General features: G+C 67.8%; 24 protein-coding genes. 15 read left to right on the top strand and 9 right to left on the bottom strand.

The window, feature by feature from the left end; genetic code table 11:
- Nucleotides 1-7: 7 nt before the first annotated feature.
- From flgG to SH591_RS14470, 10 genes are all read left to right on the top strand, one after another.
- The gene (gene flgG, locus SH591_RS14515) at nt 8-796 is read left to right on the top strand and encodes a flagellar basal-body rod protein FlgG (protein WP_322832941.1); all 789 of its coding nucleotides are present in this window, start codon (nt 8-10) and stop codon (nt 794-796) included.
- Nucleotide 797: 1 nt separating this feature from the next.
- On the top strand, nt 798-1,445 hold the full coding sequence (locus tag SH591_RS14510) for a flagellar basal body L-ring protein FlgH (RefSeq protein ID WP_324749706.1): 648 nt from the start codon (nt 798-800) through the stop codon (nt 1,443-1,445).
- Nucleotides 1,442-2,548, top strand: coding sequence for a flagellar basal body P-ring protein FlgI (locus tag SH591_RS14505; protein WP_416222363.1), 1,107 nt, complete (start codon nt 1,442-1,444; stop codon nt 2,546-2,548). The genes SH591_RS14510 and SH591_RS14505 overlap by 4 nt, the downstream gene beginning before the upstream one ends.
- Nucleotides 2,548-2,835: a rod-binding protein gene (locus SH591_RS14500; RefSeq protein ID WP_324751397.1), complete on the top strand. Its 288-nt coding sequence runs from the start codon at nt 2,548-2,550 to the stop codon at nt 2,833-2,835. The genes SH591_RS14505 and SH591_RS14500 overlap by 1 nt, the downstream gene beginning before the upstream one ends.
- Nucleotides 2,832-4,178, top strand: coding sequence for a flagellar hook-associated protein FlgK (gene flgK / locus SH591_RS14495; RefSeq protein WP_324749705.1), 1,347 nt, complete (start codon nt 2,832-2,834; stop codon nt 4,176-4,178). Before SH591_RS14500 ends, flgK begins: the two co-directional genes overlap by 4 nt.
- Before the next feature lie 11 nt (nt 4,179-4,189).
- Nucleotides 4,190-5,047, top strand: coding sequence for a flagellin N-terminal helical domain-containing protein (locus SH591_RS14490; RefSeq protein WP_324749704.1), 858 nt, complete (start codon nt 4,190-4,192; stop codon nt 5,045-5,047).
- 113 nt (nt 5,048-5,160) lie between these two features.
- Nucleotides 5,161-6,024, top strand: coding sequence for a flagellar motor stator protein MotA (motA, locus tag SH591_RS14485; RefSeq protein WP_322832935.1), 864 nt, complete (start codon nt 5,161-5,163; stop codon nt 6,022-6,024).
- Complete coding sequence (locus SH591_RS14480; RefSeq protein WP_324749703.1) at nt 6,025-6,939, top strand: flagellar motor protein MotB; 915 nt, start codon at nt 6,025-6,027, stop codon at nt 6,937-6,939.
- Between the two features lie 65 nt (nt 6,940-7,004).
- Nucleotides 7,005-8,147, top strand: coding sequence for an NAD(P)/FAD-dependent oxidoreductase (locus SH591_RS14475; RefSeq protein WP_324749702.1), 1,143 nt, complete (start codon nt 7,005-7,007; stop codon nt 8,145-8,147).
- A gap of 74 nt (nt 8,148-8,221) precedes the next feature.
- Nucleotides 8,222-10,264: a transglycosylase domain-containing protein gene (locus tag SH591_RS14470; RefSeq protein WP_324749701.1), complete on the top strand. Its 2,043-nt coding sequence runs from the start codon at nt 8,222-8,224 to the stop codon at nt 10,262-10,264.
- A 63-nt stretch (nt 10,265-10,327) separates the two neighbouring features.
- Here SH591_RS14470 and SH591_RS14465 read toward each other — a convergent pair whose 3' ends face one another.
- A complete protein-coding gene (locus tag SH591_RS14465) occupies nt 10,328-10,552 on the bottom strand; it encodes a hypothetical protein (RefSeq protein WP_324749700.1) in 225 nt (74 codons plus the stop codon).
- Between the two features lie 64 nt (nt 10,553-10,616).
- A complete protein-coding gene (locus SH591_RS14460; protein ID WP_324749699.1) occupies nt 10,617-12,935 on the bottom strand; it encodes a transketolase in 2,319 nt (772 codons plus the stop codon).
- Between the two features lie 108 nt (nt 12,936-13,043).
- Here SH591_RS14460 and SH591_RS14455 point away from each other — a divergent pair, with 108 nt between their 5' ends.
- Nucleotides 13,044-13,658, top strand: coding sequence for a hypothetical protein (locus SH591_RS14455; RefSeq protein WP_324749698.1), 615 nt, complete (start codon nt 13,044-13,046; stop codon nt 13,656-13,658).
- Between the two features lie 12 nt (nt 13,659-13,670).
- Here the strand turns inward: SH591_RS14455 and SH591_RS14450 are convergent, their stop codons facing one another.
- Genes SH591_RS14450 through SH591_RS14440 form a run of 3 tightly spaced genes read right to left on the bottom strand, consistent with a single transcriptional unit; the run spans nt 13,671 to nt 17,325 of the window.
- Nucleotides 13,671-15,041: a dihydrolipoamide acetyltransferase family protein gene (locus SH591_RS14450; protein WP_324749697.1), complete on the bottom strand. Its 1,371-nt coding sequence runs from the start codon at nt 15,039-15,041 to the stop codon at nt 13,671-13,673.
- Nucleotides 15,042-15,043: 2 nt separating this feature from the next.
- On the bottom strand, nt 15,044-16,048 hold the full coding sequence (locus tag SH591_RS14445) for an alpha-ketoacid dehydrogenase subunit beta (protein ID WP_322833034.1): 1,005 nt from the start codon (nt 16,046-16,048) through the stop codon (nt 15,044-15,046).
- Between the two features lie 5 nt (nt 16,049-16,053).
- A complete protein-coding gene (locus SH591_RS14440) occupies nt 16,054-17,325 on the bottom strand; it encodes a 3-methyl-2-oxobutanoate dehydrogenase (2-methylpropanoyl-transferring) subunit alpha (RefSeq protein WP_324749696.1) in 1,272 nt (423 codons plus the stop codon).
- Between the two features lie 205 nt (nt 17,326-17,530).
- Between SH591_RS14440 and SH591_RS14435 the strand changes: the two genes are divergently transcribed.
- A complete protein-coding gene (locus SH591_RS14435) occupies nt 17,531-18,028 on the top strand; it encodes a SixA phosphatase family protein (protein WP_322832926.1) in 498 nt (165 codons plus the stop codon).
- Between the two features lie 16 nt (nt 18,029-18,044).
- On the opposite strand, the gene SH591_RS14430 is transcribed toward SH591_RS14435, so the two are convergent.
- The 4 genes from SH591_RS14430 to SH591_RS14415 form a co-directional block, all read right to left on the bottom strand.
- On the bottom strand, nt 18,045-18,278 hold the full coding sequence (locus SH591_RS14430; RefSeq protein ID WP_322832925.1) for a hypothetical protein: 234 nt from the start codon (nt 18,276-18,278) through the stop codon (nt 18,045-18,047).
- A gap of 25 nt (nt 18,279-18,303) precedes the next feature.
- Nucleotides 18,304-18,654, bottom strand: a complete 351-nt coding sequence (locus SH591_RS14425) for a PspC domain-containing protein (RefSeq protein WP_322832924.1) — start codon at nt 18,652-18,654, stop codon at nt 18,304-18,306.
- Nucleotides 18,655-18,679: 25 nt separating this feature from the next.
- Nucleotides 18,680-19,345, bottom strand: coding sequence for a phage shock protein PspA (gene pspA / locus SH591_RS14420; RefSeq protein ID WP_322832923.1), 666 nt, complete (start codon nt 19,343-19,345; stop codon nt 18,680-18,682).
- Between the two features lie 124 nt (nt 19,346-19,469).
- A complete protein-coding gene (locus SH591_RS14415) occupies nt 19,470-19,625 on the bottom strand; it encodes a hypothetical protein (protein WP_322832922.1) in 156 nt (51 codons plus the stop codon).
- A gap of 339 nt (nt 19,626-19,964) precedes the next feature.
- Here SH591_RS14415 and SH591_RS14410 point away from each other — a divergent pair, with 339 nt between their 5' ends.
- The 3 genes from SH591_RS14410 (at nt 19,965) to SH591_RS14400 (ending at nt 24,581) form a co-directional block, all read left to right on the top strand.
- On the top strand, nt 19,965-20,357 hold the full coding sequence (locus SH591_RS14410; RefSeq protein ID WP_324749695.1) for a response regulator transcription factor: 393 nt from the start codon (nt 19,965-19,967) through the stop codon (nt 20,355-20,357).
- Between the two features lie 100 nt (nt 20,358-20,457).
- Entirely contained in the window at nt 20,458-21,948 is a 1,491-nt protein-coding gene (locus tag SH591_RS14405) for an ATPase domain-containing protein (protein WP_324749694.1), read from the top strand.
- Nucleotides 21,945-24,581, top strand: coding sequence for a GAF domain-containing hybrid sensor histidine kinase/response regulator (locus SH591_RS14400; RefSeq protein WP_324749693.1), 2,637 nt, complete (start codon nt 21,945-21,947; stop codon nt 24,579-24,581). Before SH591_RS14405 ends, SH591_RS14400 begins: the two co-directional genes overlap by 4 nt.
- Nucleotides 24,582-24,588 lie beyond the last annotated feature (7 nt).

The raw sequence follows: 24,588 nt of genomic DNA, 5'->3' as shown, positions 1-24,588 counted from the left end.
TTGAACCATGGCAAACGCAGCCCTCCACGTCGCCCGCACCGGGCTTGATGCCCAGTCCTCGCGCATGCGCGTCATCGCCAACAACCTCGCCAACGTGAATACGACGGGGTTCAAGCGCGACCGCGCCCAGTTCGAGACGCTCGCTTACCAGACGATGGTCGCGGCCGGAGCGCCCTCGAGCGCCGAGGCGCGCTATGCCACTGGCCTGTCACTCGGCACCGGCGTGCAGATGACGGGCACCGCCCGCATCAACAGCCAGGGCACGCTCACCCAGACCGACAACCCGCTCGACATCGCCATCGAGGGCGAAGGCTTCTTCCAGGTCGCCATGCCGGACGGCCGCATCGCCTACACGCGCTCGGGCAATTTCAACCTGTCGGCCGAGGGTCAGATCGTCACTTCGGACGGTCTCCAGCTCCAGCCGCAGGTGCAGGTCCCCGAAGGCGTCGAGTCGATCACGATCGGCGCCGACGGCACGATCTCGGCCAAAATGACCGGCGAAGCCGAAGCGACCGAGCTCGGCCAGATCGAGCTCGCCCGCTTCGTCAATCCGTCGGGCCTCCAGGCGCTCGGCGACAATCTGTTCGTCGAGAGCGCCGCCAGCGGCGCGCCGCAGGTCGGCGCGGCCGGCCTCGATGGCCGCGGCACTGTCCGGCAGGGCATGCTCGAGGCGTCGAACGTCAACGTCGTCCAGGAACTGGTCGACATGATCGAGACCCAGCGCGCTTACGAGGTCAACTCGAAGATGATCTCGGCCACCGACGAGATGCTCCGCAATGCCAACCAGCAGCTTTAAGATGCTGGCGCTTGCGCCGCTCTGCCTGCTGGGCGCCTGCATCGGCGGCACGGCGGGCCCGTCGCCCGAATATCGGCCGACCCTGGCCGCGCCGGCTCCGCCGCCCGCGGTCGCCAACGGTGCGATCTACCAGGCGTCGCAGGGTTATGCGTCGCTCACCAGCGGCACGCGCGCCTCGCGCGTCGGCGATCTGCTGACGATCGTGCTGGTCGAAAGGATGGAGGCGACCAAGTCCAACGCGGCGACCACCAACCGCGAAGGCGACATCGGTTTGACGCCGCCGATCACCGGTCCGCTCGATTTCTTCAAGCCCTCCGATGTAAACATGAGCGGCAATCAGTCGTTCAATGGTGCTGGACAGGCGACTCAGTCGAACCGGCTGTCCGGGGAGATCAGCGTGACGATTGCCGAGGTCTATCCCAACGGGACCATGCTGGTCCGCGGCGAAAAGCTCGTCACGCTGAACCGCGGCGACGAATATGTCCGCTTGGCCGGCCTCGTGCGCGAGCAGGATATCACGCCCGACAACCGCGTGCCTTCCGCCCGCGTCGCTGACGCCCGCATCACTTATTCCGGACGCGGCGAGATCGCCCGCGCCAGCCGTCAGGGCTGGCTGCAGCGCTTCTTCTCCGTGCTGAGCCCGTTCTGATGCGCGCCCTCGCCCGCATCGCCGCGCTCGCCGCCGCAGCTTTGGCCTTTTCCGCCCCGGCCTCGGCCGAGCGGATCAAGGATCTCGGCACCTTCCAGGGCCTGCGCGCCAACCAGCTGACCGGCTACGGCATCGTCGTCGGCTTGGCCGGGACCGGCGACGACAGTCTCGACTACGCCACCCAGGGCATGAAGGGCGTCGCCTCGCGCTTCGGCCTGACGCTGCCGCCGGGCATCAATCCGGCGGTCAAGAATGCCGCGGCGGTGATGATCACGGCCGAGCTTCCCGCCTTCGCCAAGCCGGGCCAGCGCCTCGACATCACCGTGTCCGCTTTGGGCAAGGCCAAATCGCTGCGCGGCGGCACCCTGCTGATGAGCCCGCTCAAGGGCGCCGACAACCAGATCTACGCGATGGCGCAGGGCAGCCTTGCCGTCGGCGGCCTTGGCGTCGAAGCGGCAGACGGCTCCAAGCTGTCGGTAAACGTCCCTTCGGCCGGCCGCATTCCGGGCGGAGCGACGGTGGAGCGCGAGGTCGATGCCGGCTTCGCCAGCGCGCCCGCTCTCCAGTTCAACCTCGCCGAGGCCGATCTCACGACCGCCCGGCTCGTCGCCCAGGCGATCAATGGGGAATTGGGCGGCGGCGTCGCCAGCGCGATCGACGCGGTCACGATCCGCATCACGGCCCAGCCCGGCGCCGAGACGCGCACCGCGCTGATGAGCATCATCGAGAATATCCAGGTCGATCCGGCCGCTCCGCCGGCACGGGTGATCGTCAACGCGCGCACCGGCACGGTCGTGATCAACGGCCAGGTCCGGATCAGCCCGGCCGCGGTCAGCCACGGCAAGCTCACCGTCGCCGTCACCGAACGGCCGCGCATCGTCCAGCCCGAGCCCTTCTCGCGCGGCGAGACCGCGCAGGAGGAGCAGAGCCAGATCGAGGTCAAGGAGGAGATGCGGCCGATGTTCGCCTTCGCGCCCGGCGCCTCCTTGGGCGAGATCGTCAAGGCCGTGAACGCGATCGGCGCCAGCCCGTCGGATCTCGTCGCCATCCTCGAAGCGCTGAAGCAGGCTGGAGCGATGAAGGCGGAGCTGGTGATCCTGTGATCCAGGGCATCGCCTCGACCGCGCAGCCCGCCGGCCAAGCCGACGAGAAGCGCCAGCAGCTGGTCAAGGCCGCGCAGGCCTTCGAGGCCGTGTTCATGCGCCAGATGATCGGCTCGATGCGCCAGGCCAAGCTCTCCGAGGATGCGCTGGGCAGCAGCGCGACCGAGCAGTTCCAGGAGATGCAGGACGCCAAACTCGCCGACCAGATGGCGGCAAAAGGCGGCGGCTTCGGCATCGCCGAGCTGCTGCTGAGGCAATTCGACAAGCGGGGAGAGGTTACCAAATGAGCGACCTCCTGAGCGTAGGCATCAGCGGCCTCACCGCCTACCGGGCAGCGCTGACGGCGGTCGGCGACAATGTCGCCAACGCGGAAACGCCCGGTTATTCCCGTCGCACGGTCAGCCTGCGCGAAGCCGGCAATGCCGGCGGCGGCGGTGTCGGCATGGGCACTTCCCTGCTCTTCTCCGGCGCCACGGCCCATTCGGTCGAGCGCATCTGGGACGATTTCCGCGCCGCCGATGCGCGCGTTTCCTCCGGCCTCGCCGGCCGTGCGCAGGTGCGCCAGCAATGGCTGACCGCCGTCGAGTCCGCTCTGGGCGACACCGGTCACGACGTCGGCACGCTCGTTGGCAAATTCTACAATGCGGCGGTTAACCTGTCCGCCAATCCGGGCGACCGGCTCGGCCGGGCTTCCATGCTCTCGGCGCTCGAGGAAGCGGCCGGGGCGATGCGCGGCGCGGCCGACGCCCTGACGAAGGTCGCGGCGGGCATTTCGCGTGCCGCCCAGCTCGAGGTCGACGCGACCAATGGCGACCTCGCCAAGCTGTCCGAGGTCAATCTCGCGCTGCTCGCGGCCGAGCCGGGGCGCAGCTCGCATGCCGCATTGCAGGACCAGCGCGACCGCCTGATCGATTCCATCTCGGCCCGCATCGACGTCACCGCCGACATCGCCGCCAACGGCACCGTCACGCTCACCCTCGGCAGCGACGCGGGTACCAAATTGCTCGACCTCAACCGCCGCAGCCTGCTGGTCGTCGTGCCGGCGGCCGACGGGCGGCTGTCGCTGCAACTGAGCTCGGGCGGCACGATCGCACCCCTGGCGGCCGGCGCCGGGACGCTTTCCGGCCTCGTCGACGTGGCTGCATCCACGGCCGACAAAAGGGCCACGCTCGACAGCCTCGCAAGCGACTTCGCCGCCGACCTGAATAGCTGGCAGGCCGCGGGCCTCAATCCGGCCGGCAATCCGGGCGCCGCCCTGCTCGCCATTACCGGCGGTGCCGCCGGACTACGCGTCACCACCACCGATCCCGCCGCGATTGCCGCCGCTTCGGCGACCGCGGAGAACGGCAATCTGCTCGATCTGCCCGCCATGCGCGGCGTCGACGGCGCGGAATCGCGCTGGGCCGCGCTCGTCGCCGGCCAGGCCCAGGCGCTCGCCGCCGCCAGGTCGGAGGCCAATGCCGCCACGACGCGCCGCGACAACAGCCTCGCCACCCGCGACGAGATCATCGGCATCGACCTCGACCGCGAGGCCGCCGACCTGATGCGCTACCAGCAGGCTTACGGCGCCGCGACCAAGATCATCCAGACGGCGCGCGACACGCTCCAGTCCATTCTCGACCTGTTCTAAGGACAAGGCCCATGATCACCGGCACCCGCTATCGTCTCGCCGTCGAGATCGCACGCCAGACCAAGCTGTCGGGCGAGATCGCCCGCGTCCAGGCCGAAATCTCGACCGGCAAGAAGATCCTCGCGCCGTCGGACGATCCCACCGCGTCGGCGACGATTTCGGAACTGGCCCGCCGCCAGGCCGAGGAGGCCGCATGGATGCGCAACCTCGATACCGCGGCGATCTTCGCGAGCCGCGCCGACACGGCGCTGGCCTCGGTCGCCAACCGCGTCACCCGCGCCAGCGAGCTGATCATCGGCGCGCGCTCCGGCACCCTTTCACAGGAGAATCGCGAGACCCTCGCTGCCGAGCTGCGCGGCATCGCCAACGATATCGCCACCCTGGCCGCCAGCCGCGACCAGAATGGCAACGACCTGTTCCGCACCGATGCGCCGCTTGAAATCCCGGTCCATGGCGGCGACACCGTGGCGCCGGTCGCATCGCGCGCGACGCTCTTCGGGTCGGTTTCGACCGCGGCCGGACTGCGCGACCTCGCCACCATCATGTCCGACGCCGCCGACGCGGTCGAGGAACCCGACCCCACGTTGCGCGCGGTCGCCACCGCCACCGCGATGGACGAGATCAACGCCGCGATTGCGCATGTCGCGGCCGCGCGCGGCGACCAGGGCGTGCGCGCCAACCGCATCGACGAACTGCGCGAACGATTCGAGCTGTCGGCAATCAGCCTCGACGAGCAGCGCGGCTCGCTCGAAGGCATCGACCTGGTCGACGCGATGGCGCGCCTGCAAGGCCGCCAGCTCGGTCTCCAGGCAGCCCAAGCGGTGTTCGCGCGCATCAACCAGAGCACGCTCTTCGACCTGCTGCGCTGATCGGCCTCCGCGCGGATTTTCCTGCGCCGCCCATAAAGATCAGCCGCTTACTGCCGTTACTCCTAGGGAATGCGAGGCCTTCTGCCTCCGCGGAGTTTGGCGGAGTTCTGTCAATGTATGCAGCCATCGGCGTCGCCGTTCTGCTGATCATGGTATTCGGCGGGTTCGTCATCACTGGCGGCAACCTGACCCCGGTGCTCCATGCCGTCCCCCACGAGATGATGATCATCGGCGGCGCCGCCGTCGGCGCGACCATCGCCGGCAACTCGCTCAAGGACCTCAAGGCTCTGGGCGGCGCGTTCGCCAAGGTGTTCAAGGGGCCGCGCTACAAGAAGCAGGATTTCCTCGACACCATCTTCCTCGTCTCCAAGCTGATGAAGATGCTGCGGACCGAAGGCCCGGTCGCGGTCGAGCCGCATATCGAGGAGCCCGCGACCAGCCCGATCTTCGCCGAATATCCGACCCTCCTCAAGGACAAGACCCTGATCCACCTGATCTGCGACACGCTGCGGCTGGTCGTGATCTCGTCGGGCACGCTCAACCCGCATGCGGTCGAGGACGTGATGGACAATGCGCTGAAGACCCACCACCACGAGACGCTCAAGCCGGCCCAGAACCTGCAGATCCTGGCCGACGCGCTGCCCGCGCTCGGCATCGTCGCGGCGGTGCTCGGCGTGGTGAAGACGATGGGCTCGATCGACCAGCCGCCGGCCATCCTCGGCGCGATGATCGGTTCGGCGCTGGTCGGCACCTTCCTCGGCGTTCTGCTCGCCTACGGCATCGTCGGCCCCTTCGCGAGCCGCGCCAAGCACGTGATCGAGGAGGACGGGGCCATCTACCACGTCGTCAAGCAGATCATCGTCGCGTCGCTGCACGGCCATCCGCTGCCGCTGGTGATCGAAGCGGCGCGCTCGGGCATCCAGCACAGCAGCCAGCCCGCCTTCGCCGACGTGTTCGACGGCATGCGGGGACGCTAGATGGCCGGCTCCCCCGGGCGCGGGCGCAACGAGCCCGAGCCGACACCGATCATCGTCAAGAAGATCGTCGCCGAAGCGCACGACGCGCACCACGGCGGCCAGTGGAAGGTCGCCTATGCGGATTTCGTGACGGCGATGATGGCCTTCTTCATGCTGATGTGGCTGCTCAGCATTACCGACCAGCAGAAGCGCCAGGGCCTCGCCGAATATTTTACGCCGACGCCGCTCGACATGAAGCGCGACAGCGCCGGCGCCAACGGCATCCTCGGCGGCGATTCGATCCATTCGGACCAAAATTTCCCGAGCAAGGCGTCGAGCAGCGCTACGATGGCGATCACCCTGCCCAACATCCCGACCGACCTGCGCGACGAAGGCGAGCGGAAGCGCGACCGCGCCCGCTTCGAGCAACTCAAGCGCACGCTCGACGACAAGATGGAGCGCTCGCCCGAGCTCAGGAACCTCAAGACCCATGTCCGCTTCACCGAGACGCTCGAGGGTTTGCGCATCGACCTCGTCGATGACGCCGATTTCTCGATGTTCCGCATCGGCACCGATCGGCTGCTGCCGCCGGCGCTCGAGCTGGTGCGCGAGGTCGCGACCGTGATCGGCACCGTTCCCAATGCCGTGGTCGTGCGCGGGCATACGGATGGGCTCGCTTATGCAAGAGGTCAGACAATGAACAACTGGCTGCTCTCGACGGCGCGGGCCGAGGCGACGCGGTCGGCGCTGGCCAGCGCGGGAATTGCGCCGGTCCGCTTCGCCCGCATCGAGGGGGTCGCCGACCGCGAGCCGTTCGCGCGCGACAATCCGCTCGATCCGCGCAATCGCCGCATGTCGATCACCCTGGCCTGGTCCAAGGCCGATGGCGGCCCGCCGAAGCTCGGCAGCAAACCGGTCCCGGCTCCGAAAAGCTGAACGCTGGCGGTTGCGCCGCGCGCTCACTATAGCCGCCCCGGCGAGTTTCGAGGGGAGTGGCGGGCGTGGACGGAGCGGATTTCCTGGTGGTGGGCGGCGGCGTGGCCGGGCTCTCGGCGGCAGCGCGGCTGGCAACGCACGGCCGGGTCGCGGTGATCGAGGCCGAGGAAGCGCTCGGCTATCACTCCTCCGGGCGGAGCGTCACCTTCTCCCATTACGGTATCGGCAACGCCACCGTCCGCGGTCTCACCCAGCACAGCCGCGACTTCTTCCTGGCGCCGCCCGAGGGCGATGCTTTGCCGCTGTCGCGCCAGGCCTCGGCCCTGTTCTTCGCCACCGACGACATGCTTGGGGCGCTCGACGCGCTCCATGCCGACATGGGCCATTTCACCGACGCGCTCGAATGGGCCGACGAGGCCCGGATGAAGGCACTGTTCCCGCCGCTCAAGGTCGGCGAAGACGCGGCGGTCAAGGGCGTGCTCGACCCCACCGGCCTGAAGCTCGATGCCGATGCCTTGCTGCAGCATTATGCGCGCGCCCTCCGCGCCCGAGGCGGCACGATCCACACCGGCAAACGGCTCGCCGCGATCGACCGGAAAGGCGATATGTGGACGGTGACAACCGAGAGCGGCGAAGCCTGGAGCGCACCCATCCTGATCAACGCCGCCGGCGCCTGGGCCGACCAGATTGCGACCCTCGCAGGCGTCCGCCCGCTGGGACTGCAGCCGAAGCGGCGCACGATCATCGCGGTCGAGCCCCCGGCCGGCGCGGACGTCGGCGACTGGCCGTTTCTCAAGACCGTCACCGACGATTTCTACATGATGCCGGAAGCCGGGACCCTGCTCGCCTCCCCGGTCGACGAGATCGACAGCGATCCGTGCGACGCCTGGCCGGAAGAATATGACCTCGCCGTCGCCGCCGCGAAGGTCGAGCATTATACCGAGCTCAGCATCCGCCGCATCGGTCACAGCTGGGCGGGTCTGCGCTCGTTCGTGGCCGATCGCGTCCCGACCGCCGGCTTCGCGCCGGACGCGCCGGGCTTCTTCTGGCTCGCGGGCCAGGGCGGTTACGGCCTCCAGACCGCCCCGGCCATGGCCGAGATCGTCGAGACATTGGTGACGGACGCTCCATGGCCGGCTAAACTCGCCCAGGCGGGCGTGACGGCGGACAAAATCCTGCCGGCGCGTTTGTTCGCTGAAACCAATTGATTCAGCTTGTGTTCGTCTGACGAAGAGCAAAGGCCCGCGATGCGTCCACGCCCCAGCCACCCGACCCTTCCTTGATGTTCACCGAGGACAGGTCCGTCGTCACGATCGGGGAGCCGGCCGGCCCGGTGGCGCCGTCGCCGCTCGCCGAAGCTCTTCCGCCGCGCCGCTCGCGTCGCCGCTGGCGGATCGCGGCCGTCTTCCTCGCCTTGTTCCTCGCTCTCTTCGCCTATCTTGCCGTTACCGCGCCGCTCTCCAAATCGCTGCAGCCGATCGCCGCCCCCGGGCTCACCCTGCTCTCGGCCGAGGGCAAGCCGATCGCGCGGCGCGGCGCGATCACCGACGATCCGGTCGATGTGGCCGATTTGCCGGCGCACGTCCCCAACGCCTTCCTCGCGATCGAGGATCGCCGCTTCTACAACCATATGGGCGTTGACCCCTGGGGTATCGGCCGCGCCGCGGTGAAGAACCTGTTGGCCGGCTCGGTCCGCGAGGGCGGCAGCACGATCACGCAGCAATTGGCCAAGCTCGCCTTCCTGAGCTCCGACCGGACCGCCGCCCGCAAGCTCCAGGAAGCGATCCTCGCTTTCTGGCTCGAAGGCTGGTTAACCAAGGACGAGATCCTCTCGCGCTACCTGTCGAGCGTCTATTTCGGCGACAACGTCTATGGCCTGCGTGCCGCCGCGAAGCATTATTTCAGCAAGGATCCGGAAGATCTGACGGTCGGCCAGGCCGCGATGCTGGCGGGCCTGGTCAAGGCTCCGTCGCGGCTCGCGCCGACCGCCAACCTCAAAGGGGCCCGCGAACGCGGCGAGGTGGTGCTGACAGCGATGGTCGAGGCCGGCGTCCTCTCCGAGCAGGAGGCCGACGACGTGCCGACCGTGAAGCTGAAGATCGGCCCGATCGAGGACCTCCCGACCGGCACCTATTTCGCGGACTGGGTCTTCCCGCAGGCCCGCGCGGCCGCCGAGGCCGCCTATGGCGAACAGACCATCCAGACCACGCTCGAGGATGATCTGCAGCGTGCGGCCGTGGGTGCGGTGCGCCGCGCAGGCCTCGGCGGGGCGCAGGTGGCGTTGGTCGCGATGCGGCCGGACGGCCGCGTCGTCGCCATGGTCGGCGGCAAGAATTACAAGGCGAGCGCATTCAACCGCGCCACCCAGGCCAAGCGCCAGCCCGGCTCCACCTTCAAGCTCTTCGTCTACCTCGCCGCGTTGCGCGCCGGCATGAGCCCCGAGACCCGCGTGCTCGACGAGCCGCTGACGATCGGCGACTGGTCGCCCAAGAACAGCGATGGCCGCTATCGCGGGCCGATCAACCTGCGCGAGGCCTTCGCCATCTCCAGCAACGTCGCCGCGGTGCGCATTTCCGAGGAGGTCGGCCGCGATGCGGTGATCCAGGCCGCCCGCGACCTCGGCATCACCAGCCCGCTGACCGATCAGCCGAGCCTTGCGCTGGGCACGTCCGGCGTCAGCCTGATCGAGATGGTTTCGGCCTATGCCGCGGTTTCCAGCGGCAATTTCCCGGTCAAGGCGCGCGGCCTGGCGGCGGCCGAAGACGAGGGTTGGTTCGAATCGATCCGTTCGCGCTTCCGCCGCTTCAACGAGCGCTCGACCTGGCCGGCCTTGCTCGACCTGCTCGCAGCGTCGGTGGAGCACGGCACCAGTCGCGCCGCGGCCTTGCCGGTCAAGACGTTCGGCAAGACCGGCACCAGCCAGGACAATCGCGACGCCATCTTCATCGGCTTTGCAGGCGATCTGGTTGCCGGCGTCTGGATCGGCAATGACGACAACACGCCGCTGCGCGGCATCCAGGGCGGCGGCCTCCCCGCCCGCATCTGGCGCGATTTCATGTCGACCGCGGTCCAGGGCACGCGCCAGCGCGCCGCCCCGGCGCCCGAACCGGAGCCGCGGATCATGCCGGTCGAGGAACTGCCCAACGCGTCGATCAGCGTGCCGATCGAAGGCACCGGCTATGATGTCGGGCTGGAGGTCGGCGAAAATGGCGTGACCGTATCGGCCCAGCCGAACGGGCAGGAGCCGCCCATCCCGGTCGACATCCCGCCGGTCCAGATCGCGCCACCGCCGCCAGCGACCAAAGAGCCCGAACCCCAGCTCTAGCGGCCAAGAAAAAGCCCGCTCCGGCTTAAGCCGGAGCGGGCCCGTTCCCTTAACGTGAAGCGCTCAATACGGCCGGGTGCCGCGATAATCGGTCGTGGCGCGGCGCGCCTTGCGATGATCGTACAGCTTCTTGGCCGCCCAACCGCCGGCGACGGCGAGACCGAGCGGGCCGAACGCGCGGCGCGCCACGACCGGTGCCATCGCGCCCAGCACAGCGCCCGCGGCGCCGTTGCCGTAGCGCTCGGCGATCTTCTTGCCGGCAAACGCGCCGAGGATCTTGGCAATCATATTCGTCTCCCTGTCTCGAAATCGTCTTGACGCAGAGCGCTCAAGCGCCGGCCAAGGTTCCGTTTCAGTCCAGGAACAGTTCCGCCGCCGCCTCGACGATCGCGTCCACGTCCAGCCGGTAGTAGCGGTAGAGGTCGTCGAGGCTGCCGGTCTGGCCGAAGCGATCGAGGCCGAGCGGGCTGACGCGGTGGCCGGCGACGCCGCCCAGCCAGGAGAGCGCCGCCGGCGAGCCGTCGAGCAAGGTGACGAGGCCGGCGTCGCGCGACAAAGGCGCCAGCAAGGTCTCGACATGGCTCGGCGCCAATCCCTTGCCGCCCCAACGGGCGCTGCGGCGTTGGCTCCAGCCGCGGTGCAGCAAATCGGGCGAGGTGACGGCGAGCAGGCCGAGGCCGGGAACGTCGTCCTTCAGCACTTCCCACGCGGCGATCGCCTCAGGTGCAATCGCGCCGGAATAGACCAGGGCCGCCTCGGCGCCGGGCGCGGGCTCGCGCAGCCAATAGCCGCCCCGCACCGCGTCCTGCTTCCAGGCATCGTCGGCACGCTCGACCTGGGCGATGCTGCGCGTGGTGAGGCGCAGATAGATGCTCTCACCGTCCTCCGCCTGCATCAGGCGGAAGCCTTCCTCCATGAACAAAGCGAGCTCGTCGACGAAGGCGGGCTCGTAATGGCGCAGGCCCGGCTGGCCCATCGCGATCAGCGGCGGGTTGATCGACTGGTGGGCGCCGCCCTCCGGCCCGAGCGTCACGCCCGACGGGGTTGCGACCAGCATGAAGCGCGCGTCCTGGTAGCAGGCATAATTGAGCGCATCGAGGCCGCGGGCGATGAACGGATCGTAGACGGTACCGATCGGGAAGAGGCGCTCGCCGAACAGGTCGCCGGCAAGGCCAAGCGCGGCCAGCACCAGGAACAGATTGTTCTCGGCGATGCCGAGCTCGACATGCTGGCCGGCCTGGTGCCCGCCCCATTTCTGCGGGCTCGGTATCTTGGCGGCGGCGAAGACGTCGGCCAGTTCCTGGCGGCGGAACAGGCCGCGCTGGTTCACCCAGGCCCCGAGATTGGTCGAGACGGTAACATCGGGCGAGGTCGTGACGATGCGATCGGCGAGCGCGCCGCCGGCGCGTGAGAGATCGAGCAGGATCTTGCCGAAAGCGGCCTGCGTCGACTGATCCTCGCCGGCCGGTGGAACGATCGCCGGCACTTCGGCCACGTCCCACGGCCGCGCCCGCTTGGCGCGGACGATGCGGCTATTCTCGACGGCGGCACGGGCCGCCTCGGCGCTATTGCCGCCCAGTCCGGCATAAGGCTCCCACTCCGCGCCCTCGGCGATGCCCATCCGCTCGCGCAATGCGGCGATCTGGCCGGGATTCATCAGGCCGGCATGGTTGTCCTTGTGCCCGGCGAACGGCAGGCCCTGGCCCTTGATCGTATAGGCGATGAACAGGGTCGGCACATCGTCCTGCGCGGCGTCGAAGGCCTCGACCAGGCTTTCCATGTCGTGGCCGCCGAGATTCGTCATCAGCGCGCCGAGCGCGTCGTCGTCGCGCGCGTCGAGGATCGGCTTTACCGCCGGCGCATCCTTCAACAACCGTTCCCGCCAGGCAGCGCCGCCGAGATAGGTGAGCGCCGCATAATCGGCGTTGCCGCAGCCATCGATCCAGTCGCGCAGCGCCGCGCCGCCCTGTTCGGCGAAGGCAGCTTCGAGCTGCCTGCCATATTTCAGCGTGACGACGCGCCACCCGCAGCTCGCGAATATCTCGTCGAAGCGGCTGAACATGCGGTCGGACGTGGTCGCGTCCAGCGACTGGCGGTTATAGTCGACGATCCACCAGCAATTGCGGATGTCGTGCTTGGCCGCTTCGATCAGGCATTCGTAGATATTGCCTTCGTCGAGTTCGGCATCGCCCATCAAGGCGACCATGCGGCCCGCCTCGGCCGCGGGCATCATGCCGTGCGCGACAAGATAATCCTGCACAAGGCTGGCAAAGGCGGTGACGGCGACGCCAAGGCCGACCGAGCCGGTCGAGAAATCGACCGGGATCTGGTCCTTGGTACGGCTGGGATAGGATTGCATGCCACCGAAGCCGCGGAAATTCTCCATCTGCTCGCGCGTCTGGCTGCCGAGCAGATAGTGGATCGCGTGCAGCACCGGCCCGGCATGGGGCTTCACCGCCACCTTGTCGTTGGGGCCGAGCGCGTGAAAGTAGAGCGCGGCCATGATCGCGGTCATCGACGCGCATGACGCCTGATGGCCTCCGACCTTCAGCCCGTCGGTGCTTTCGCGCAGATGGTTGGCATTGTGGATCGTCCAGGCGCTCAGCCAGCGCAGGCGATCGTCCAGCAGCCGCAGCGCTTCGAGGTCGGGTGCGTGAGTCTTCTTCAGCATGCCGAGCCCCTAGCAGGAGAAGGCGATTTTGCCACGATCGAACTTCGTTCGCTGCGCGCAGGCCGGGCCGTATTGCCAACCTCCGCGCCGGCTTCGTAAGGTCGCCGCATGAAAAGATTGCTAGCCTTGTTGCTGCTTTCGGCCTGCAGCGCCAACCCGGAGCCGGCGACAAACGACGCGGACACGAATGCCGCCGCTGCGACCGAGGCCCTGCCCGACGCGATCGCGGAGCGGGACCTCCTCCAGGCGCGGGCAGCGGCGGCCCTCGCTCCCTTGCTCCACGATCCGGGCAGCGCGCAATATATCGGCCTGTGGAGAGGCACCGACGGCGCGATCTGCGGCGGGGTCGATTCGAACGTGCGCGGTGGGGGGCGGTCGGGCGTGCTGCCGTTTCTAGTCACCCCCGCCGGTGCCGCCACAGTGAGCAAGACCCAGGACCTGCGCTTCGACGACCCGAAGGACAAGTTCCTGACGCTCTATCTGCGCTGGTGCGCGTCGCCCGAGGAGGCGAGTCTGCTGGCCACTCCGGTCGGACCGGCCGACACGCCGCTGCCGCCGGACGAGCGGCTGCTGCTGCCCCCCGAGGAACCGGCCGACGTGCCGGCGCCTCCGCCTCCGGCCGTCGATACGGCACCGCCGGCTCCCGTCCCCTCGCGCCGCGGCGGCGATGGCGACTCCTTCTCCGACGCGGTACTGCGTCCGGTGCCGCCGGAGAAGAAGTAGCCGCTCCGCCGCTCAGCGCAACGAGAGCAATTTCAGCGGATTTTCGAGCAGCTTCTTTAGCGTCTGGATGAAGCTTGCCGCGTCCCAGCCGTCGACGACGCGATGGTCGCAGGAGAGCGACAGGTTCATGCGTTTGCGGATCTCGATCTCGCCGTCGATCACGACCACCTTCTCCTCGACCTTGTTGACCGCGATGATCGCGACCTCCGGCCGGTTGATGACCGGGGTCGAGACGACGCCGCCCATCGGCCCCAGGCTCGAGATGGTGATGGTCGAGCCGGACAGTTCCTCGCGCGTGGCCTTGCCGGCGCGGGTGGCGTCGGCGAGGCGCGCGATCTCGGCGGCGAGGCCCCAGACGTCGCGGTCCTGCGCGTCGCGGATCACCGCCACCGACAGGCCCTGGTCCGTCTGCGTCGCCATGCCCATGTGGACCGCACCCGAGCGGTGGATGACGTTTGCCTCGTCATCGTAGCGCGCGTTGAGCATCGGGAAATCCGGCAGCGTGCGCGCCATGCCGGTGATCAGGAATGGCAGCAAAGTCAGCTTCGCATTGCCGCCGCGATCGGCGTTCATCATCGCCCGCGTCTGCTCGAGCGCGGTGACGTCGACCTCGTCGACATAGGTGAAATGCGGGATATGGCGCTTGGCCGCCTGCATGTTCTCGGCGATCTTGCGGCGCAGGCCGACCACCTTGATCTGCTCGTCCTGCCGGCGCGGCGAAGCGGTGCGCGGCGCGGCGCCGCCGCGGTAAAGCAGATAGGCGTCGAGATCGGCGTGACGGACGCGGTCGCCGGTCGTCTTGACCTGGGAAAGATCGACGCCGAGATCGCGGGCGCGCTGGCGCACCGCCGGCGATGCCAGCACCTGTGCGCCCGTGGCGGCCGGCTGAGCAGCAGCTTGTGGTGCCGGCGCAGCTTCGGCGGGAGCGAAAGGCTCTTCGCTGCGCCGCTCGGTCTCGCGGCGATTGGGCTCGAACCGTTCGAGGTCGCGGCGCTCGGCGTCGGGGTCGCGGCGATCGCTGCCCGGCACCCGATATTGCGTTTCCGTGCTCGGAATAGCGGCCTCGATGCCCTCGGTCGTGTCGACCATGCCGTCGGCGAGCGGAGCTTCGTCCCCAGTCTCGGCTTCGGCAGCGCTCTCGCCTTCGATCTCGAACTCAACCAGCACCGATCCGATCGCGATCTGGTCGCCCACTTCGCCCGCGACACGGACGACGCGGCCGGCGACCGGCGACTCCATCTCCACGGTCGCTTTGTCCGTCATCATGTCGGCTAGCTGTTGGTCTTCCTGGACCAGGTCGCCGACCTTCACGTGCCAGGCGACGATCTCGGCCTCGGCAATCCCTTCGCCAATGTCGGGCAGCTTGAATTGGTAGAGCGCCACGATCAGACCTCCATTGCGTTCTTGAGAGCGAGGCCCAGACGGACCGGGCCCGGGAAATAGGCCCATTCGAGCGAGTGCGGATAGGGCGTATCCCAGCCCGTCACGCGCTGCACCGGCGCCTCGAGATGATAGAAGCAGCGCTCCTGCACGAGCGCCGAAAGCTCCGCGCCGAAGCCGCCGGTGCGGGTCGCCTCGTGGACGATCACGCAACGGCCGGTCTTCTTCACCGATTCCTCGATCGTCTCGATGTCGACCGGAACTATGGTGCGCAAATCGACCACTTCGGCGTCGATCCCGGCCGCTTCCGCAGTGGCGATCGCGACATGAACCATCGTGCCGTAAGCGAGGATGGTGACCTCGCTGCCCGGCCGCGCGATCGCGGCCTTGCCGAGCGGAACCGTATAATAGCCTTCGGGCACTTCCGACGACGGGTGCTTCGCCCACGGCGTCACCGGCCGCTCGTAAAAGCCGTCGAACGGGCCGTTATAGATGCGCTTGGGCTCGAAGAAGACGACCGGGTCGTTATCCTCGATCGACGCGATCAGCAGGCCCTTGGCGTCGTACGGGTTGGACGGGATCACGACCTTGAGGCCGGCGACGTGCGCGAACAAGGCCTCGGGCGACTGGCTGTGGGTCTGGCCGCCGAAGATGCCGCCGCCATAAGGCGAGCGGATCGTCAGCGCGATCGGCCATTCGCCGGCGGTACGGAAGCGCATGCGCGCCGCTTCCGAGACGATCTGGTCGAAGCCCGGATAGATGTAATCGGCGAACTGGATCTCGGCGATCGGCCGCATGCCATAAGCGGCCATGCCGATCGCGACGCCCATGATGCCGCCCTCGGCGATCGGCGTGTCGAACACGCGGCTGCTGCCATATTTCTTCTGCAGGCCGGCGGTGGCGCGGAAGACGCCCCCGAAATAGCCGACATCCTCACCGAGCACGACAGTGTTGGGGTCGCGCTCCATCATCACGTCGTGGGCGCTGTTGATCGCCTCGATCATGTTCATCTTGCTCATGCGCCCTTCGCCTCCTTCTCGGCGAGGGCCTGGTCGCGCTGCTCGCGCAGGTGCCAGGGCATGTCCTCGTACACTTCCTCGAACATCGACGAGATGTCGCTCCACGGTTCATTCTGGAGGGTGCCGAGCTTCTCGGCCTCCTTCTGCGCGGCGCGGACCTCGCTGCCGAGCTCGTCGAGCAGCGCGCTGTGACGCTCCTCGTCCCATTCGCCGAGGCCGACGAGATGCTGCTTTAGGCGCTCGATCGGATCGCCGAGCGGCCAGGCCTTGCCGGCGTCCTGCGGGCGATAGGCGGACGGATCGTCGCTCGTCGAATGGCCCTCGACGCGGTAGGTGAACAACTCGATCAGGGTCGGCCCCAGGTTCGAGCGGGCGCGGTCGGCAGCCCAGGCAGTCGCGGCATAGACGGCGAGCGGATCGTTGCCGTCGACGCGCAGACCCGGAATGCCGTAGCCCACGGCGCGCGCGGCAAAGGTCGTCAGATTGCCGCCGGCAATGCCGGAGAAGGTCGAGATCGCCCACTGGTTGTTGACGATGTTGAGGATGACCGGCGCGCGATAGACCCCGGCGAAGGTGACCGCATTGTGGAAGTCGCCCTCGGCGGTGGCACCGTCGCCGATCCAGCCGGCCGCGATGCGGCTGTCGCCCTTGATCGCCGAGCCCATCGCCCAGCCGACGGCCTGCGGATATTGCGTGCCGAGATTGCCCGAGATCGAGAAGAAGCCGTGGGCGCGGTCCGAATACATGATCGGAAGCTGGCGCCCCTTCAGCTTGTCGCCGCGGTTCGAATAGATCTGGCACATCATGTCGACGAGCGGATAGTCGCGCGAAACGAGCAGGCCCTGCTGGCGATAGGTGGGGAAGCACATGTCGTCGCGGTCGAGCGCGTGCGCGGCCGCCACGGCGACCGCCTCCTCGCCGGTCGACTTCATGTAGAAGCTGGTCTTGCCCTGGCGCTGGGCGCGATACATGCGGTCGTCGAACACGCGGACCATCATCATGTCGCGCAGCATGCGGCGCAGCTTGTCCGGATCGAGCCTCGGATCCCAGGGACCGACCGCCTTGCCGGCTTCGTCCAGTACTCGGATCAAGGTGTAGGGGAGGTCGCGGATGGCGGCGGCCTCGACGGCGACATCGGGCCGCGCGACGCTGCCGGCGGCGGGGATCTCGATATGGCTGAAATCGACTTCGTCGCCGGGCCGGGCGTCCGGCTCCGGGACGTGGAGTGAGAGCGCCGGCCGATTGGGGCGCCCGTTGTCGCTGGTCATTCTTACAACCCGGTCCTCTCGTCGCGGCACCGCCAACCCGCGGGCGCGCTGACTTTTTTCGTTGCACGCGCGGTCCGGCCTAAGCCCGACCTCTATGCCGCAGCCTCTAGCAGATTTTTCGGGGGATGCACGTCCTGTGAGTCCGGCTTGCGGGAGCCGCGGATTTCCGCGACGCTGGGCCGTGCCCGCCCAAATGGAGCCGCCCATGCCCCTCGCCCGTTTCGCCGTCGCCGCTCTCTTACTGATTCTGGCCGGCTGCATGATGCACGTGCCGACCCCGCCGGGACCGGATTTCTACGTCGTGCGCCACCTCAACACGCCCGAGGGGGTCTCCGACCCCGATCTTACGGAGGAAGGGCAACGCAACGCCCGGCTGCTGGCCGACTGGTTCACGGGCGAGCCGCCGGTCACGATCTTCGTCAGCAACACCAAGCGCGCCCAGCAGACAGCGGCGCCGCTCGCGGCGAAGCTCGGCATCACGCCGATCGTCTATGATCCGCGCGACACGCCGGCCCTGATCGCCGATGTGATGAAGGAGCCGAACCCGGTGCTGATCGTCGGCCATTCCAATACGGTGCCGGACATCGTGGCCGGCCTTGGCGGGACCCGTCCGGGCCCGCTGGTGCACGCCGATTTCGGCGATATCTGGCATATCAGCGGGCCGCAACGCGTCACGACCCGCGCGAAGCTGGGAGGGAGCTAAGCCCCCTCCCCGGCTTTCACAGGTCGACGCAGGAAGCGATCGATTCGAGCTTGCGGATCCGCTCCTTGAGGTCGGCCATCTCGATCCGCTCGCCGGCGGGCGACCGGCCTTCGAGCTGGCGGTTGCCGGTCAGCTCGAAACGCTTGAGATCGAGCCAGCCCTGCCAGCCGCGGAGCCCGGCGAAGACGGCCAGGGCCAACGCCACCAGGCCGAAGCTCGCCATTGCGATCATGGTCATCGGTTCGGTCATGTTTTCCTCCCTGATCTCCGGCCGCTTAGCGCAGCTCTTCGATTTCGCGGGCCAGCCGGGTGTTCGAGCTGGTCACATAGGTCTCGACCTCGGCCATGCGGCGGTCGATGTCGCGCATGCTGTCGCGCATTTCGGCGGTGGACGTGCCGCGCAACGCCTTTATGTCCTCGGCGGCATAAGCGCCGTAGGGCATCGGCTTCGCTAGCCAGGCGGCGACGCCATAGGCGATCAAAGTCCACGGGAAGGCGCCCAGCAGGGTCACCACGACCATGAAGATGCGGACGATCGTCGCGTCGATCCCGGTATAGTTGGCAATGCCTGCGCAGACGCCCATGAACTTGCCGTTGCGCTTGTCGAGATGGAATGGCTTTTTCATTGCTAGTCTCCCTGACCCAATGATCTCAGTGCGCCGCCGACCGGGCGGCCTTCATGGCATCGAGTTCGGCGTCCACCTTTTCGGCGGTCCGCAGCTCGGTGATCTCTTCTTCCAGCGTCTTGGGCGCGCCGAGGCTCAGCGCGTCGGCATGGCCCTCGACCAGGTCGGCGCGGCGCTCGAGCTGCTCGAAGCGGGCGAAGGCGTCCTCGACCTTGGCGCCGGCATACATTTCGCGCATCCGGGCGCGGTTGTGGGCGCTCTCCAGCCGGGTGACGATCGCGTTCTGGCGGGCGCGGGCTTCGCTGAGCTTGGCCTGCAGCCGCTGGATGTCGTCCTCGGAAGCCCGCAGGCCGTCCTCGTGAATGTCGATCTCGGCTGCGAGATGGTCGGCTAGGTCGGCGGCCTTCTGCTTTTCGATCAGGGCGCCGCGGGCGAGATCCTCGCGGTCCTTGCTCAGCGCCAGCTCGGCCTTCTCGCCCCAGCTCTGCTGAAGCCGCTGGAGCCGGGCGATCTGGGTGCGCATCTCCTTCTGGTCCGCGATCGAGCGGGCGGCAGAGGCGCGGACGTCGACCAGCGTCTCCTCCATCTCCATGATGATCAACCGGATCATCTTCGCGGGGTCTTCGGCCTTGTCGAGAAGGTCGGAGAAATTGGCGGCGACGATGTCGCGGGTGCGGTTGAAGATGCTCATCAGCGGAAACTCCATGGTGGAACGGCGAGGCCGGGCGCCGAGGCCCAGGTGGCGCGGCAGTGGCCGCGGCACCGGCCGGGGCGGCCTCAAGGGGGAAAGGTCGCCCCGGCGAACCTGGAGGACTTCAGCCACGGGCATCGTCCTGGACGGAGGCCTGAGCCAGCTGGATCGGGGCGGTCTCGATCGCGCGCGCCGGACCGACGGCAGCGGTAACCGCGGTGGCGGAAAGGATGATCGCGCCGATCGCGGAGAGGATGGTGCTCTTGTCGATATTGAACATTTTGCAGCTCCCTGAACCTTGATTTGAACCTGTCCGCCGACTGGTGCGGCGGTATGCCAACAAGGATTACAAGAGCCGTGCCAGATGCCCGAAAGCGCGGAAATCCGCGCAGTTCGCCCGGTAAGACGGTCTCCGTCTCGTCACTGCACCGCTCACGAAATGGGAAGTTTCGCCAACATTTGGGAAATATCAAAGGCGCCGCCAAGGGCGATTTATTTGGCAATCGGGGCACCGACAGCGTCCGTTCGGGTGGTACCGTAGTTTTACAGGAGGGCTGGGGGGCTGCTTGACGGTACAGGGGTTATGGTTACCACTCGCCTTGGGGAAAGCGGGGACGACGTGGGCAACGGGGCTTTCAATATCTACATCGTCGACGACGATCGCGACGTTCGGGCCTCGCTGAGCTTCATGCTCGCGACGGCGGGGCGGACCTGCCGCACCTTCTCCGGTGCACAGGAATATCTCGATGCGCTCGACACGCTCGAGCCGGGCTGCACCCTGGTCGACATCCGCATGCCGGTGATGGACGGGATGCAATTGCTGACCGAGCTGGCACGCCGCGAATGCAAGTGGCCGGTGGTGATGATGACCGGCCATGGCGAGATTTCGCTGGCGGCCCAGGCGATGCGGCTGGGCGCGATCGATTTCCTCGAAAAGCCGTTCGAGGAGGAGCTCCTTCTCGCGTGTCTCGACAAGGCCGCGGACCTGCTGGAGGACCGCAGCGGCGCGTAAGCCGCTCATATCGTTACCCCCTTCCCCCGGAGCCACCCGCTAAGCTATCGCTCACGCTCCAGTGCCGCCCAGGCACTGAATTCCCTGGCAGGAGAGATGTGTGGGCGAAGCGAACAGCAAGGCAGCGACGGGTGTCCGCGGCTTCGACGAGGTGCTGGCCGGCGGCTTCAACCGGAGCCGCGTCTACCTGCTGGAGGGAAGCCCCGGCACCGGCAAGACGACGATAGCGACCCAGTTCCTGCGCGAAGGTGCGTCCCAGGGAGAGCGCGGCCTCTATATCACGCTCTCGGAGACCGAAGAGGAGCTCCGGGAAAGCGCGGCCTCGCACGGATGGGAAATCGCGGACCCGATCACGATCTTCGAATTGGTCCCGCCCGAAAGCCTGCTGGACGAGGCGCAGCAGCAGAGCCTGCTCTACTCGTCGGATCTGGAACTGGGCGAGACCACCCGGCGCATCTTCGAAGCCATCGAAAGGGTGAAGCCAAGCCGCGTCGTGCTGGACAGCCTCTCCGAAATCCGGCTGCTCGCGCAGAACTCGCTGCGCTACCGCCGCCAGATCCTGTCGCTGAAACATTATTTCGCGAAGAACGGCGCAACGGTACTGCTTCTCGACGACCTCACCGCCGGAACGGAGGACAAGAGCGTCCACTCGGTTGCGCATGCGGTCATGCGACTGGAGGAATTGTCGCCCAGTTACGGGCCGGAGCGGCGGCGCCTGCGGGTCGTGAAATATCGCGGCCAGAAATATCGCGGCGGCTTCCACGACTTCGCAATCCATACCGGCGGCATCGAGGTTTTCCCGCGCCTCGTCGCGGCCGAGCACAAGACGGAGTTCGACCGGAGCGTGATGACGACCGGATCCGGCGCGCTCGACGCCCTGCTCGGCGGCGGCCTGGAGCGCGGGTCGAGCACGCTCGTCATCGGTCCGGCCGGGACCGGCAAGTCCTTGCTCTGCCTGATGGTTGCCGCGGCCGCCGTGCAGCGCGGCGAGCGCGCCGCGGCCTTCATATTCGACGAGGAACTGGGCCTGCTCTTCACCCGCGCCAAGGGCGTGGGCGTCGACCTGCAGTCGATGGTCGATGATGGCTCGCTGGTCATCGAGCAGATCGATGCCGCCGAACTGTCGCCGGGCGAATTCACGATGAAGGTGCGGGCCTGCGTGGAGCGCCATGGCGTCCGCACCGTGGTCGTCGACAGCCTCAACGGCTATCAGGCGGCCATGCCCGAAGAGAAGGCGCTGGTGCTGCACATGCACGAGCTGCTGCAATATATGAATCGGCAGGGCGTCACGACCATGCTCACGGTGGCGCAGCATGGCCTTGTGGGCGACATGAAGTCTCCGGTCGACGTCACCTATCTCGCCGACACGGTGGTGCTGCTGCGCTATTTCGAAGCGATGGGCCGCGTGCGCCGCGCCATCTCCGTCATCAAGAAGCGCACCAGCGCGCACGAGGACATGATCCGCGAATATCGGATCGATTCCCGCGGCATAACGTTGGGTGAGCCGCTGCAGGAGTTCCAGGGCGTTCTCCGCGGCGTGCCGACCTATCATGGCCAGGGACAGCCGTTGTTGAACGATCCGGGTTCATGAATGTAAGCGCCTCCGAACGCGCCCTTATCTTCGCGCCGCACGGTCGCGATGCCCAGGTCGCGTCCGAAATGCTGAAAGAAGCCGGGCTCGACGCGCTGATCGCCCCCGACCTTCCTTCCTTGTGCGAACAGCTCGCGCGCGGAGCCGGGCTGGCCGTGATCACCGAGGAGGCGCTCGGGGCGGCCGACCTCGCGCCGCTGTCGGGCTGGATCGAGGCGCAGCCGGAATGGTCGGACTTTCCGTTCGTGCTGCTCACCGCGCGCGGCGGCGGCCTCGAACGCAATCCGAGCGCGCGGCGGTTCCTGGACGTTCTCGGCAACGTCACCTTCCTCGAGCGCCCGTTCCACCCGACCACCTTCGTGAGTCTGGCCCAATCGGCATTGCGCGGCCGGCGGCGCCAATATGAGGCGCGCTCCCGGCTCGAAGCCATGCTGGAGAGCGAGAGCCAGGCCCGCCTCGCTGCGGCCCGGCTCGCCGAAGAGAGCCACACACTCGAGACGCTGAACCGGACGGGAGCCGAGCTTGGCAGCATTCTCGACCGCAACGAAGCCGTGCAGCGCGTCACCGACGCCGGCACCCAATTGACCGGGGCCGACTTCGGCGCCTTCTTCCACAATGTGGTGGACGAGCGCGGCGAGAGCTACATGCTCTACGCTTTGTCCGGCGTGGACCGCTCGCATTTCGACAAGTTCCCGATGCCGCGCGCGACGGCGATCTTCAAGCCGACCTTCGACGGCGAGGGCATCGTCCGCTCGGACGACATCCCTGCCGACCCACGCTTCGGCAAGAACCCTCCGTACCATGGCATGCCGGAAGGCCATTTGCCGGTGCGGAGCTATCTCGCCGTGCCGGTCATGTCGCGCTTCGGCAAGGTGCTGGGCGGGCTCTTCTTCGGCCATTCCGCGCCTGGGCGCTTCACCGAGCGGCACGAGCGGCTGATGGCGGGCCTCGCCGGCCAGGCCGCGATCGCGCTCGACAACGCCAATCTGTTTCGCGCCGCCGAGCGAGAGCTCGAGGTGCGCCGCCGCACCGAGACCGAACTCAAAGCGAGCAACGACCGCTTCCGCGCCGCGATCGACGCCGTCCAGGGCGTGCTCTGGACCAACGACGCCGAGGGCCGCATGGAAGGCCCTCAACCGGGCTGGTCGGCCCTCACCGGCCAGACCTACGAGGAATATCGCGGCCTCGGCTGGGCGCGCTGCGTTCACCCCGACGACGCCGAAGCGAGCGTGCGGGCATGGGAGCGGGCCGTCAGCGAGCGGCGGATCTTCGTCTTCGAGCACCGCCTGCGCCGCGCCGACGGCGAGTGGCGCAACTATGCGGTTCGCGCAGTCCCCATTTTCGCCGAGTCGGGCGAAATCCTGCAATGGGTGGGCGTTCATACCGACATCACCGCCCAGCGTACCGCGGAGACCGCCCTGTTGCGGCTCAACTCGACCCTCGAAAGCCGGGTCGCCACGGAATCGACCGAGCGGCAGCAGGCCGAAAGCCAGCTGCGCCAGGTGCAGAAGATGGACGCGATCGGCCAGCTGACCGGCGGCGTCGCGCACGATTTTAACAATCTGCTGACCCCGATCATGGGCGGGCTCGATATGCTGCGCCAGCGGCTCGAGGGCGACGAACGGGCGCAACGCACCATCTCGATCGCCCTCCAGGCCGCCAGCCGCGCCTCCACCCTCGTTCAGCGCCTGCTCGCTTTCGCGCGGCGCCAGGACCTGCAGCCGCGGCCCGTCGATGTCGCCGCCCTGATCGAGGGGATGGAGGAACTGGTGACACGCTCCATCGGCGGGCTGGTCAATGTCACCTTCGAAGCGCCAGCCGATTTACCGCCTGCCCATGCGGATCCCAACCAGCTCGAGCTTGCGATCCTCAACCTGGCGATCAACGGCCGCGACGCCATGCCGGAGGGCGGACGCATCACCATCTCAGCGCGCTCGGAAACCCTGCCGAAGGACGAGGAGGACCTCGCCGCCGGGCGCTACGTCTGCATCTGCGTGATCGACGAGGGCGAGGGCATGGACGACGAGACGCTGCGGCGCGCAGTCGAGCCGTTCTTCTCAACCAAGGGGGTCGGCAAAGGCACCGGTCTTGGCGTCTCGATGGTCCATGGCCTCGCCGCCCAATCGGGCGGGGCGCTGCGCATGATCAGCGCGCTGGGCCGCGGGACGACGGCCGAAATCTGGCTGCCGGTCGCCCAGATTGACGCAGCCGCTGCTGCGGCGCCGGCCACCCGCCACCCGATCGCGCAGGGCGGCGGCACTGTGCTGCTCGTCGACGACGACAATCTCGTCCGCGCCGGCACGGCCGAGATGCTCGCCGGCTTCGGCTACGAGGTGCTGGAGGCCGTATCAGGCGCCGAGGCGTTGGCGATGCTCCGCACGAACCCGGGCGGGGTCGACGTGCTGATCACGGATTTCCTGATGCCGGGCATGAACGGCGCCAGCCTCGCCCAGGAAGCGCGCGCGCTCGTTCCCGGCCTACCGACGCTCATCATCACCGGCTACTCGAATATCGCCGAGGGGCCCGGCGCCGACCTTCCCCGCCTCACCAAGCCGTTCCGGCAAGTGGAACTGGCGGCCGAGGTCGCGCGCCTCATGATCGAACGCTCGCTTTCGCTCGTCAGAACGGCCTGAGGCGGCC

The organism is Sphingomonas sp. LY54 (genome assembly GCF_035594035.1).
GTDB lineage: Bacteria > Pseudomonadota > Alphaproteobacteria > Sphingomonadales > Sphingomonadaceae > Allosphingosinicella.
Note: the sequence above shows the minus strand (reverse complement) of the source record. Positions and strands in the feature narration are given on the sequence as shown.